The organism is Stenotrophomonas sp. 17(2023), assembly GCF_030345315.1.
In the GTDB taxonomy this organism is placed as follows: domain Bacteria; phylum Pseudomonadota; class Gammaproteobacteria; order Xanthomonadales; family Xanthomonadaceae; genus Stenotrophomonas; species Stenotrophomonas acidaminiphila.
In genome coordinates this window covers 1,951,077-1,963,711 of sequence record NZ_CP128405.1, presented here as the reverse complement: position 1 = coordinate 1,963,711, position 12,635 = coordinate 1,951,077, and the positions used below count along the sequence as shown (strand labels likewise).

At 70.0% G+C, this 12,635-nt stretch carries 9 protein-coding genes; 1 reads left to right on the top strand and 8 read right to left on the bottom strand.

Annotation, left to right across the window (positions count from 1 at the left end):
* Positions 1-3: 3 nt before the first annotated feature.
* A complete protein-coding gene (gene hutC, locus QQA12_RS08865) occupies positions 4-735 on the top strand; it encodes a histidine utilization repressor (protein ID WP_054665923.1) in 732 nt (243 codons plus the stop codon).
* A gap of 21 nt (positions 736-756) precedes the next feature.
* Here the strand turns inward: hutC and QQA12_RS08860 are convergent, their stop codons facing one another.
* From QQA12_RS08860 to QQA12_RS08825, 8 genes are all read right to left on the bottom strand, one after another.
* Positions 757-1,848, bottom strand: a complete 1,092-nt coding sequence (locus tag QQA12_RS08860; RefSeq protein ID WP_226049090.1) for a restriction endonuclease — start codon at positions 1,846-1,848, stop codon at positions 757-759.
* 85 nt (positions 1,849-1,933) lie between these two features.
* Positions 1,934-2,722 carry a YggS family pyridoxal phosphate-dependent enzyme gene (locus QQA12_RS08855; protein ID WP_226049089.1) on the bottom strand — a complete coding sequence of 263 codons (789 nt, stop codon included), beginning with the start codon at positions 2,720-2,722 and terminating at the stop codon, positions 1,934-1,936.
* A gap of 113 nt (positions 2,723-2,835) precedes the next feature.
* The gene (locus tag QQA12_RS08850) at positions 2,836-5,361 is read right to left on the bottom strand and encodes an EAL domain-containing protein (protein ID WP_226049088.1); all 2,526 of its coding nucleotides are present in this window, start codon (positions 5,359-5,361) and stop codon (positions 2,836-2,838) included.
* A 3-nt stretch (positions 5,362-5,364) separates the two neighbouring features.
* Positions 5,365-6,441 carry a chemotaxis response regulator protein-glutamate methylesterase gene (locus tag QQA12_RS08845; protein ID WP_226049087.1) on the bottom strand — a complete coding sequence of 359 codons (1,077 nt, stop codon included), beginning with the start codon at positions 6,439-6,441 and terminating at the stop codon, positions 5,365-5,367.
* A complete protein-coding gene (gene cheD, locus QQA12_RS08840; RefSeq protein WP_054668680.1) occupies positions 6,438-7,034 on the bottom strand; it encodes a chemoreceptor glutamine deamidase CheD in 597 nt (198 codons plus the stop codon). The genes QQA12_RS08845 and cheD overlap by 4 nt, the downstream gene beginning before the upstream one ends.
* Complete coding sequence (locus tag QQA12_RS08835) at positions 7,031-7,876, bottom strand: CheR family methyltransferase (RefSeq protein WP_226049086.1); 846 nt, start codon at positions 7,874-7,876, stop codon at positions 7,031-7,033. Before QQA12_RS08835 ends, cheD begins: the two co-directional genes overlap by 4 nt.
* 9 nt (positions 7,877-7,885) lie before the next feature.
* Positions 7,886-10,036, bottom strand: a complete 2,151-nt coding sequence (locus QQA12_RS08830; protein WP_289211187.1) for a methyl-accepting chemotaxis protein — start codon at positions 10,034-10,036, stop codon at positions 7,886-7,888.
* A 202-nt stretch (positions 10,037-10,238) separates the two neighbouring features.
* Positions 10,239-12,617 carry a methyl-accepting chemotaxis protein gene (locus tag QQA12_RS08825; RefSeq protein ID WP_226049085.1) on the bottom strand — a complete coding sequence of 793 codons (2,379 nt, stop codon included), beginning with the start codon at positions 12,615-12,617 and terminating at the stop codon, positions 10,239-10,241.
* Positions 12,618-12,635: the final 18 nt, after the last annotated feature.

Here is a 12,635-nt window from a genome sequence, read left to right as displayed (position 1 = left end):
CGCGTGAAGAACAGGAAGGTGCCTAGCCTCAACCAGCGTATCCGCGGCGATATCGAAGGCCGCATCCTCAGTGGCGAGTGGGCGCCGGGTTTCCGCATTCCCTACGAGCACGAACTGATGGCGCAGTACGGCTGTTCGCGGATGACGGTGAACAAGGTGCTCACCGCACTGGCCGAGAGTGGCATGATCGAGCGCCGCCGCCGCGCCGGCTCCTTCGTCGCGCGGCAGCCGCCGCACCTGGAGCAGGTGGCGCTGGAGATTCCCGACATCGCGCTGGCGGTGAACGAGCGTGGCCACCGCTACGGTTTCAGGTTGCTGGAGCGGCAACTGCGTCGTGCCGACGCGGCGGCGCCGGAGGAACTGCGGCTGGTCGGCGAGGGCGAGCTGCTGGCGATGCGCTGCCTGCACCTGGCCGACGACCGCCCGCTGGCGCTGGAGCGGCGCCTGATCAACCCCGAGGCCGTGCCGGAGACGCTGGCGGTGGATTTCTCCACCCATGCGCCCGGCAGCTGGCTGCTGCAGAACGTGTCGTGGACGCGTGGCCAGCACCGCATCAGCGCGGTGGCGGCGACCGCCGCCGAGGCCGCATTGCTGGAGGTGCCGGTGGGCACCGCGTGCCTGGTGATCGACCGCCAGACCTGGCGCGGCGAGATGCCCATCACCTGGGTACGGCAGAAATTCCTGGGCGATGCCTACGACCTGGTGGCGCGTTTCGCGCCGGGTAACAAGCTCTAGGAGCCAGCGCCCCGGACCTGGTCAGAACGTGCGGCACTGGCGCCAGCGCACCGGCTCGCCGGTACCCGGGCGCGGGTTGAGCTGGACCCGCACGGTGCGCAGCGCCGGGTAATGCTCGACTTCACGGCAGATCAGCGGCCACACCGTGGCGTCGTCGGCACTGCGCTCGACCGACAGCGTGGAGCGGGTCAGCCAGATGCCGCTGATGACCCCGGGCGTGGCGGCCAGCTTCTTGGAAACCGCCTGCTGGTAGCGCAGCAGGGTGTCCGGGTCGGGATCTTCCTGCAGGTCGCCGGCGGCGGCCTTGTCGATGCGGGCGGCGGCCGCAGTGGTCGCAGTGGCAGGTGCGGCGGGAGCGGGGGAGGAACCGGTCTGCGCGGCAGTGGTCCCGGCCTTCGCTGCTGCCTGTGCGGGAGCCGGGGCGGGTGTGGTGGGCGCCGGGCGCGGGGCGGGCGCCGGTGGTACCGCCGCTGCCGTGGCGGAGGCATCCGGGGCGCGCCTGTTCAGGTTCTCGTCGACCTGCAGGGTCATATAGCCCAGGCCGGCCAGCAGGCCCACCGCCAGCGCGCCGAGGGCGGCGATGCCGGTCTGCCGCACGGCCTCGCGGCGGGCAATGCCTTCCACCATCGTGCGCATGTCCGCCGGAACACAGGGGGCGAGCACCTGCCACAGTACGCGCCCGTCCAGCACTTCGATGGATTCCTTCTCGGCCGCGGCCAGGCCGTCGCGCTCGACCCGACCCTCGGTGATGAGGATGCCACTGGCCGCACCGGTCAGGTGCAGGGCGGCGCCCAGTTCGCTGATCGCCGGTGCGCCGATGCGGTAGGCGCGGCCGTGCTTGCACGACAGCAACCAGCGCTGGCCGTCGCGTTCCATCAGGAAATCGCTGCTGGTGCCGCGGTCGCTGCTGTCCTCGCCGGACAGATCGCGCAGGCCGCGCTGCTCACTCATGGCGCGCCGCACGATCTGCGAGAACTCGCGCCAGCGCATCCCCGCCAGCGCGGCCAGGCCATGCTGGGTTTCGGTCTTCCGGCGCTTGACCATCCACAGCCAGGCGGAGGTCACGCCCCAGACGAACAGTGCCAGCAGCAGGGCCAGGATCCAGGAAAACATCGTCGCGTCCGGTGAACAAATGTGAGTGGAGGCGCGCAGTTTATAGCGCTTCGTGCGAAGCCGATGCGACGCCGGCAGCCCCTGTTCAGCGGGTGCCGACCGGCCAATAATGGCTGTCCGGAACCGCGCGCGCGCCGAAGATGGCCTGGCCGACGCGCACCACGGTGGCGCCCTCCTCGATGGCGATCTCGAAATCGCCGGACATGCCCATCGACAGCTCGTCCAGGCCGATGCCGTCCGGCGCCTGCTGGCGCAGGCGGTCGCGCAGCTCGCGCAGGCGCACGAAGCAGGCGCGCACCCGCGCGGCATCGTCGGAGAACAGCGCCAGGGTCATCAGCCCGCGCACCCGCAGGCACGGGAACCGCGGCAGTCCGGCGATGAAGCCGGGCACGTCGGCCGGCGCCAGCCCGTACTTGCTGTCCTCGCCGGAGGTGTTGACCTGCACGAACACGTCCAGCTGGCGGCCTTCCAGCTGCAGGCGGCGGTCCAGGGTCTCGGCCAGGCGCAGGCTGTCCAGCGCCTGGAACTCGCTGGCGAAGCGTGCCACCAGCTTGGCCTTGTTGGTCTGCAGGTGGCCGATCACCGACCAGTGCAGGTCGGCCAGGTCCTGCATCGCCTCCCACTTGTGGTGCGCTTCCTGCACCTTGTTCTCGCCCAGGAAGCGGCAACCGGCGGCATAGGCCTGGCGGATGCGGGCCTCGTCGATGGTCTTGCTGACCGGCAGCAGGCGTACTCCGGCCGGGTCGCGGCCGGCGCGGTGGCAGGCCGCGGCGATGCGTGCCTGCACCACCGCCAGGTTGTGGCGGAAATCGTCGGCGGTCTCGGCACGGGGATAGCGACCATGCTGGTCGTGGAGGGTGGGGGTGTCGGTCATGGGGTGTTCCTGGGGCAACGACAGTGCTGGCGCATTATCGGCGTTCCGGGTGGTGCGTGGCGCGCGGCGTCCCGCTGGCTGCCGCCGCTGCCGCGACAGCCCGGCGGCCGGGATCAGTGCCGGGGCGACGGTGCGTATGCGCGCTCGCCCAGCCATTGCTCGAGGGCGCCGGGGGAAAGCGCCGGTGAGAACAGGTAGCCCTGCAGTGCCGGTGAACCATTGTCGATCAGGAACCGACGCTGGGCGTCGGTTTCCACGCCCTCGGCGACCACGTGCTTGCCCAGGCTCTCGCCGATGCGCAGCACCGACAGGATCAGTGCGCTGGCCGCGGGGTCGTGTCCGATCTCGCTGATGAAACTGCGGTCGAGCTTCATCTCGCTGATCGGCAGGCGGTGCAGGTGGCTGAGGCTGGAATAGCCGGTGCCGAAGTCGTCCAGCGACAGGCGCACGCCCAGCGCATGCAGCGCGTGCAGGTTGGCCGATACCTGCGATTGTGCGGAGAGCATGACGCTCTCGGTGATCTCCAGCACCAGCGACCCGGGCGACAGGCCATGGCGCTCGAGCAGCTGGCGCACCTGCTCGACCAGCGAGGGCAGTTCGAAGGCGCTGGCCGACAGGTTGACCGCGACCCGCGGGATCGCCAGGCCGCGCCGGCGCCAGTCGGCGTGCTGGCGGCAGGCCTCTTCCATCACCCAGTGGCTGAGCTCGGCCATCAGCCCGCATTCCTCGGCCAGCGGTACGAAACGGTTGGGCGGAATGTCGCCCAGATGGGGGTGGCGCCAGCGCAGCAGCGCTTCCACGCCGTACAGGCCGCGGCCGTCACCGCGCACCTGCGGCTGGTAGTGCAGGCGCAGCCCGCCCTGGCGCAGCGAGTCGCGCAGCGTGGCTTCCAGCAGCAGCCGCTCCTGCGCCAGTTGGTTCATGTCCGCGCTGAAGAAACGGAAGCGGCCGCCACCCTCGTCCTTGGCCCGGCGCATGGCCAGGTCGGCGTGGCGCAGCAGGGTCTCCATGGCGCGGCCGTCCTCGGGGAACATCGCAACGCCGATGCTGGCGCTGGCATGCAGGGTCATGCTGCCGACCACGGTGGGCGTGGCGATCATCGCCAGCAATTGCTCGCACAGCGCCGCGGCCTGGTGCTGCGCACAGCACGGCACCAGCACGGTGAATTCGTCGGCGACCTGGCGGGCGACCACCGACTCGGGGCCGACGATGTCGTGCAGGCGCCGCGCCAGGTCGCGCAGCAGGCCGTCGGCGGCGGCATGGCCCTGGCTTTCGTTGATGCGCTTGAAGCGGTCCAGGGTCACGAACAGCAGCGCCATCGGCGTCCCCTGTTGTTCGGCCTGGATCAGCGGCTGTTCGCTGAGCGCGTTGAACATCAGGCGGTTGGGCAGCCCGGTGAGCACGTCGTAGAACGCCAGGCGGTGCATGCGCGAGCGCGCCTGTTCGCGTTCCAGCGCCAGCGCGCACAGGTGCAGGCACAGGTCGGCCAGGCGGCGGTGCCAGGCGGTGGGCGGGCCCGGGCGGTGGCAGTGGAAGGCCAGCGTGCCCAGGACCTGGCCGGCGGTGGAGCGGATCGGGTTGGACCAGCAGGCGCGCAGGCCCAGCGCCAGCAGCGCGTCGCGCTGGCTGTCGAACAGCGGGGCGCTGGCGATGTCCTCGATGACCACCGCGCGGCCGCGGCGCAGCGCCTGCATGCAGGCCGGATGCTCCCAGCCGGAGGCGCCGGCCGCCATCAGCGGCGCGGGTGCGGCGAGGGTACACAGCTGCCCGTCGGCCTCGCCGCGGGTCACCACCACGCGCAGGTCGGGGGCGACCCGCTCGACCTCCTGGCACATCAGCGCCATGGTCGTCGCCAGCGGCTCCTCGCGCACCAGCGCGTCCAGCACCTTGCCGTTGAGGACCTCGTGGGTCTTGGCCTCGGTGATGTCGGTGAAAACGTTGACCAGGCTGCCGCTGGCGTCGGCCAGCGGCGTGGCGACCACCGACAGCCACAGCGGGCTGCCGTCCTTGCAGTAGCCGAGCAGGTGCTCGCGGTGGGCGCGACCGGCACGGTGCTGCTCGCCCAGCCGGTCCAGCGTCGCCACGTCGGTATGCGGGCCGCGGATCAGCTCGCGCGGCTGCTTGCCCAGGGCTTCTTCCGGCGCATAGCCGAGCATGCGCACGAACCCGGCGTTGACGTAGCGGATGCGCGACTGGCCGTCGCACAGGAAGATCGCGTTGTCGCTGCTGTCCAGCGCCTGCGACAGCAGGTGGATGTGCGCCTGTTCGTACATGCGCGCATCGGCCGGGCGCAGCACCGCCATGCCGCGCAGGCAGCCTTCGCCGGCGCACAGCCACAGGTCGCCGGGGCGGCCCGGGCGCGCCTGCGCCGCCAGCAACAGCGGCGCAGGCGGGTATTGGAGCCAGCGCTCGCGCTCCTCGGGCGTCAGCAGTTCAGGCAGCGCGAGCGGGGCCGCGCTCGCGCCGATGCCGAGCAGTTCGCAGGCCTTGCCATTGCCGAATACCACGCGTGCGTCGCGGTCGAGCAACACGATGCCGTCCGGCGCGTTCTGCAGGCATTGCCGCAGCGCCGTTTCGGCGGACGTGCCGGGCGGCTCGGGGGGCGCTGCCTGTGGCCCGGGCGGGTCGGCGGGCGACATGCCTTATCCCTGTTGCGCCCAGGCCAGCAGGCGCGCGGCGACCTGTTCCAGCGGCACCACCTCGTCGGCGGCGCCGAGCTTGAATGCCGCGCCGGGCATGCCCCAGACCACGCTGGTTGCCTCGTCCTGCACAAGGGTGCGGGCGCCGGCCTGCTTCATTTCCAGCAGCCCGCGTGCGCCGTCGTCGCCCATGCCGGTGAGGATGGCACCGATGGCATTGGCGCCGGCATTCTGCGCGACCGAACGGAACAGCACGTCCACGGCCGGCTTGTGCAGGTTGACCGGGGGGCTGTCATCGATGCGGCAGCGCCAGCGCGCACCGTCACGGATGATGCGCAGGTGGCGTCCGCCCGCGGGCAGGTAGGCATGCCCGGGCAGGATCGCCTCGCCGTCGCTGGCCTCGCGCACCGACATCGCCGAATGGCGGTCCAGGCGCTCGGCGAAGGCCGTGCTGAAACTGGCCGGCAGGTGCTGGGTGAGGACGATGGCGGGGGCATCGGCGGGCATCATTTCCAGCACCACGCGCAGCGCTTCGGTGCCGCCTGCCGAGGCACCGATGGCGATCAGGCGGTCGGTGGTGCGGAACTTCAGCGACGAGGCGCCGGCCGCGGCCGGGGCGATCGTGTCCAGGGTGCGCTTGGCCTGCGCCGGCACCGCCAGCGCCCGCACCCGCGAGCGGGCGGCCATCTTGACCTTGGCGCAGATCTCGGCGGCGTAGCTTTCCAGCCCGCGGGCCACGTCGAGCTTGGGTTTGGCGACGAAATCCACCGCGCCCAAAGCCAGCGCCTGCAGCGTGGTGTCGGCGCCGCGCTCGGTCAGCGACGAGACCATCACCACCGGCAGCGGATGCAGGCGCATGAGGTTTTCGAGGAAGGCCAGCCCGTCCATGCGCGGCATTTCCACGTCCAGGGTCAGCACGTCCGGGTTCAGGCGCTTGATCTTCTCGCGCGCGATGATCGGGTCGGAGGCGGTGCCGACGACTTCGATGCCGGGGTCGCGGGCCAGCAGATCGGACAGGATCTGCCGGACCAGCGCCGAGTCGTCCACCACCAGGACCCGGCAGGGGGCTTGAAGGCTCATTCGAACAGCTCCACGCCACCGGTGACCGGGGCTTTGGCCAGGCGGGCGCGCACGGCCGATTCGGCGGCGGCGACTTCGGCTTCGTGGGCGTGCGGCAGGCGCTGCACCACCACCCGGCCGGTCTGCGGGAAGAACCATACCTTGCGCGGATGGATGCCGAGCAGGTCCTCGGCGATCACCGGGATGTGCTCGGCGCGCAGGTACTGGCGCACGAACTCGGCATTGCGGGTGCCGACCGGGTTGCTGGTGAAGCCCTTGAGCACGTTGGCGCCGCCGAACACCTTGGCTTCCAGGCGCTTGCGGTGGGCGCCGCGCTTGAGCAGGTCGTTGATCAGCAGCTCCATCGCGTAGCTTCCATAGCGCGCCGGGGCGCCGTCGCCGACGTTGCCGTCGGGCAGCAGGAAGTGGTTCATGCCGCCGATCTTGAGCACCGGGTCGCGGATGCAGGCGGCCACGCACGAGCCCAGGGTGGTGGTCAGCGCGGTGTCGTCGTCCACCACCAGGTACTGGGTGGGCAGCAGCTTGGCAGCGATTGTCTGGAAACGCGTGTCGCGGTAGCGCATCACGTCGTCGGCGTGGGCGGGCAGGCTCATGCGCCGGCCCCGCGCACGCGGCGGTACAGGGTGCGGCCGCATGGCTGGATCAGGTCGGCCGCGTGCAGGTAGTTCTCGGAATGGCCGGTGTAGAGCAGGCCGTCGTCGCCCATGTGCTGTACCAGCCGCGACAGGATGGCGCGCTGGGTCGGCTTGTCGAAGTAGATCATCACGTTGCGGCAGAACAGGGCGTCGTAGGGCCCGCCGACGTCGTAGCGCGGGGCCAGCAGGTTGAGCTGGCGGAACTCGATCAGCTTGCGCAGCGCCGGCACTACCCGGCACTTGCCTTCATTGGGGCCGGTGCCGCGCTGGAAGTAGCGGCGCTTGAGCGCCGGGTCGAGGCCGGCGATGCGCTCGAGCGGATACATGCCCTGGGCGCCGGTGGCCAGCACCTGGGTATCGACGTCGGTGGCCAGTATGTGCACCGGCGGGGTGAGGCTGCCGAATGCCTCGCAGGCGGTGATCGCCAGCGAATACGGCTCCTCGCCGGTGGATGCCGCGCACGACCAGATCTGCAGCGGCGCGCGGTGGGCGCGCGCCAGCAGTTCCTCGCGCAGTTTTTCGAAATGATGCGGTTCGCGGAAGAATGAGGTCAGGTTGGTGGTCAGGGCGTTGGTGAATGCCTGCCACTCGTCGCCGCCGTCGCGCTCGAGCTGGTCCAGGTAGTCCTGGAACGAATGCAGGCCCAGCGCACGCAGCCGGCGCGACAGGCGTCCGTACACCATGTCGCGCTTGGCCGGTACCAGCGCGATGCCGGCGCGCTTGTGGATCAGTTCGCAGACGCGGCGGAAGTCGCGGTCGTTGAACTCGAAATCACGGGAGGCGGGAGCGGGCAGGGACACCGTGGCACCTCAGCTGGCCAGTGCCAGGTCGCGGGGCGCGTGGGACGACGCCTGCAGGCGGAAGGCCGAGACCGCGTCGCTCAACTGCTGCGCCTGCTCTTCCATGGCCCGCGCCGCGGCGGTGGCTTCCTCCACCAGCGCGGCGTTCTGTTGGGTGGTCTCGTCCATCTGGGTGACGGTCTGGTTGACCTGCTCGATGCCGGCGCTCTGTTCCTGCGAAGCGGCGGAGATCTCGGCCATGATGTCGGTCACCCGCTGCACCGAGGTCACGATCTCGCCCATGGTGCTGCCGGCCTGGTGGACCAGCGCCGAGCCTTCTGCGACCTTGTCGACCGAGTTCTCGATCAGCTCCTTGATCTCCTTGGCGGCCCCGGCCGAGCGCTGCGCCAGGGTGCGTACTTCCGAGGCGACCACGGCGAAGCCGCGGCCCTGTTCGCCGGCGCGGGCGGCTTCCACCGCGGCGTTGAGCGCCAGGATGTTGGTCTGGAAGGCGATGCCGTCGATGACGCTGATGATGTCGGCGATCTTCTTCGACGAGGCCTCGATGTCGGTCATGGTGGTGACCACCTGGCCGACCACCTGGCCGCCCTGCGAAGCGACCCCGGCCGCGCCCTGCGCCAGCTGGTTGGCCTGGCGGGCGTGTTCGGCGTTCTGGCGCACGGTGGAGGTCAGCTCCTCCATCGAGGCGGCGGTTTCCTCCAGGTTGGCGGCCTGCTGTTCGGTGCGGCGGGAGAGGTCGTTGTTGCCGGTGGCGATCTCCGAGGCGGCCAGGTTGATGCTGGATGCGGCGGTCTGGATGCGGCCGACGATCGAGGTCAGCTGCGCGACGGTGGCGTTGGCGTCGTCGCGCATCCGTGCGAACACGCCCTGGAAATCACCGTGCATGCGCGCGGTCAGGTCGCCGCGGGCGATGGCCTGCAGCAGGCTGGAGGTCTGCGCCAGGCTGTGGTCGGTGGCCTCCATCATCGCGTTGAGGTTGTGCACCATCTGCCGGAAATCATGCTCGAAGCGCTGCTCGTCGCCGCGCTGGCTGAAATCGCCCTCGGCCGCGGCGCCGCTCAGGCGGCGGATCTCGCTGCTGATCGCGGTGAGGTTGCGCTTGATGGTGGCCATGGTCTCGGTGATCTCGGCCTTCTCGCCGGGCAGCGCCGGCATGTCGCGGCTCAGGTCGCCCACGGCATAGCGCTGGGCCAGCTCGATCACCTGCATCTTCACGCCGATGTGGTTGCCGACCAGCTGGTTGGTGCCGGCGACCATCACCCCGTAGTCGCCGGGGAAGGCGGCCTGGTCCATGCGGTAGCTGATGATGCCGGCGTCATGCTGGCGGCCCATTTCCTGCTGCGCGGCGATCACTGCCTGCAGCTGCGCCTGCATGCGCTGCATGCTGCCCAGCAGCTGGCCCGGCTCGTCACGCGAGGTCTGGGCGATGGCGTTGTCCAGGCGTCCGCCGGCGATGGCATCGGCGACGGCCGTGGCCTTGCGCAGCGGCAGCACGATGCGGCTGCCGATCACCCAGCTCAGCGCGAACACCAGCAGCACCAGCACGCCGCCGGCGACCGTCATGATGCCGGTGAAGCGCAGCGCCTGGGACTGCACGTCGTCCATGTAGACGCCGGTGGAGACCACCCAGTTCCAGGGCTTGTACATGCCGGCATAGGCCAGCTTGGGGATCGGCTTGCTCTGGCCGGGCTTGGGCCATGCGTAGCCGACGTAGCCGCCGCCGCTCTTGGCCGCCTCGACCTGGTCGTGGTACATGCGCACGCCATCCTCGCTGCGGAAATCGGCCATGTCCTTGCCGACCAGGTCCTTGCGGAAGGGATGCATCAGCACCACGTAGTCGGCGCTGTAGATATTGAAGTAGCTGGAGTCGCCCTTTGTGCGCATGGCTTCCAGCGCGGCCATGGCCTCGGCCTGCGCGCGCTCAAGTGGCAGGCTGCCGTCCTTGGCGCGGGCGGCGTAGTGGTCAAGCACACCATAGGCCAGTTCCACGTCGCTCTGCAGCGCGGCCTTGCGGGTCTCGTAGAGATCCACGTACTGCATGCGCGCCGCGACCACCGCCAGGGTGACCACGCCGACCGCGATGATGGCCGTGAGCAGATTGAGCTTGGCGCGCACGGTGATGTTGGAGATGAAGCTCGACCAGGTACGGAAAATGTTCATGCGCGATAGGGGATATGGAGGGAGGGCGGCCGCGACGTGGCACGTGGCGGCGGGGGCTTCACTTGTGGATATCGGCCATGCCCGGCGCAAGTTGAGCCATGCCGCTGCGGGGGAGCGCCGGTAGCCCAGGCCTGCGTGGCCGGCCACCGGGGCGATGGCCGACAGCAGAACCCCGGCATGCGCCGGGGTTCTGTGGGATGGATCAGAATTCCTGCCAGTCCGAATCAACGGCCTCGGCAACGGCCACGCGGGCCGGGGCGCGTGGCCTCGGTTGCGGCGTGTTGGCCACCGGTGCTGCCGGCGCTGCGCTGGCGACCACCACCGGCGCCACCTTGGCCGCGGCGGCCGGTGCGTCGTTCGCATCGAGGCGGAACAGCGACACCGCTTCAGCCAGGTGCGCGGCCTGTTCTTCCATGGAACGCGCGGCGGCGGTGGCTTCCTCCACCAGGGCTGCGTTCTGCTGGGTGGTCTCGTCCATCTGGGTGACGGTCTGGTTGACCTGCTCGATGCCGGCGCTCTGTTCCTGCGAAGCGGCGGAGATCTCGGCCATGATGTCGGTCACGCGCTGCACCGAGCTGACGATCTCGCCCATGGTGCTGCCGGCGCGGCGCACCAGCTGCGAACCTTCGCCGACCTTGCCGACCGAGTCCTGGATGAGCTCCTTGATCTCCTTGGCCGCACCGGCCGAGCGCTGCGCCAAGGTGCGTACTTCCGAGGCGACCACGGCGAAGCCGCGGCCCTGTTCGCCGGCCCGGGCGGCTTCCACCGCGGCGTTGAGTGCCAGGATGTTGGTCTGGAAGGCGATGCCGTCGATGACGCTGATGATGTCGGCGATCTTCTTCGACGAGGCTTCGATGGCCGACATGGTGGTGACCACCTGGCCGACCACTTCGCCGCCCTGCGAGGCGACACTGGCCGCGCCCTGCGCCAGCTGGTTGGCCTGGCGGGCGTGTTCGGCGTTCTGGCGCACGGTGGAGGTCAGTTCCTCCATCGAGGCGGCGGTTTCCTCCAGGTTGGCGGCCTGCTGCTCGGTGCGGCGCGACAGGTCGTTGTTGCCCGACGCGATCTCGCCGGCCGCGGAATTGATCGCGGCGGTGGACTGCTTGATGCGGCCGACAATGGCGGTCAGCTGCTCGGTGGTGGCGTTGGCGTCGTCGCGCATTCTGGCGAACACACCCTGGAAATCGCCCTGCATGCGCACGGTCAGGTCGCCCTGCGACAGTGCCGACAGCAGGCCGGAGATCTGCGCCAGGCTGGTGGCGTTGGCATCGAGCAGGCTGTTGAGCTGGCGCGCCAGCTCCAGGAAGAAGCCGTCCTTGCCCTCGGTGCCGATGCGGCCGCTGAGGTCGCCCGCGGCGGCGGCGTCGATCACCTGCGCCACTTCGCGTTCCACCATGGCTTCGGTGGTGCGGTCGCGCCATTCGACGACATGGCCGACCACGCTGCCGGCGTCGTCGCGGATGGCCGAGATGGTCTGGGCGAACTGGGCGTCGCCGTAACGCATCTCGCGCGAGGCCACGCCGGTGCGCTGCAGCGCGTCGAGCACGCCGTGGTCCATCTCGCCGCGGAACTCCAGTGCGGTCACGTGCTGGCCGACCAGCGGACGCGAGGCATCGTAATGGTCCAGTGCGGCCCTGACGTCGTCGGCGTAACGCTCCAGCGTATGCGCCAGCGCCCGGTTGGCATAGACGATCTGCAGGTCGTTGTTGGTCAGGTAGACGCCGGTGGAGGAGTAGTCCAGCGCGGTGCGGATGCGCAGGTTCTCGGCGGCCACGGCCTGGTCGCGCTCGATGCGCTCGCGCAGGTCGCGCTGCATGCGCTGCATGGCGCGCAGCAGCTCGCCCACTTCATCGGCGCGGCGGGTATCGATGGTGCCGTCGAGCTTGCCGCTGGCGATCTCGTTGGCCACGTCCACCGCGCCGCGCATCGAACCGACCAGCGAGCGCGCGAACAGCCAGGCCAGCAGCAGGCCGGCGCCGACGCCGACCAGCACCGCGATCACGGTGACGATGACGGAGGCGGAGTAGGTATCGGCGGCACGGTCGCTGGCGGCCAGGGCGCGGGCGTTCTCGTCGGCCGACAGCGCTTCGAGCGAGGCATAGGCCTTGCGATGCAGGTCGCGGGTTTCGCCAACGAAGGTGTCGATGGCGTCGTCGGGCAGGTCGAGCTCCAGCAGCTCGGCCACCGAATCGTAGGATTTCTTGGCGGCTTCCCAGTCGGCGACGAAGGTATCGAGCAGCTTGCGCTGCTGCGGATTGTCCACCAGCTCGGAATACTTCGCGATGGATTCGTCGATGTGCTTGCGCAGCTCGGTGGCGCGGGTCCTGGCCTCGGCCTTCACCTCGGTGCTGGCGCGGATCAGGCTCTGGTAGGAGGCGTTGCGGTACTCGCTGACCATGCCGGCCAGCTCGCCGCCGGTGCGCAGGCCCGCCATGCGCTTGTCCGCGATCTCGGTGGTGACGCCATCCAGCGAGTGCAGGCCGCGGTACGCCACGATGCCCTGGATCAGCATCACGAGCAGGACGACGCCGAAGGTGAGCATCAGCTTCGGCATCAGGTTGAGGTTCTTGATCCACTGCATGGGTGCACGGTCTCCTGC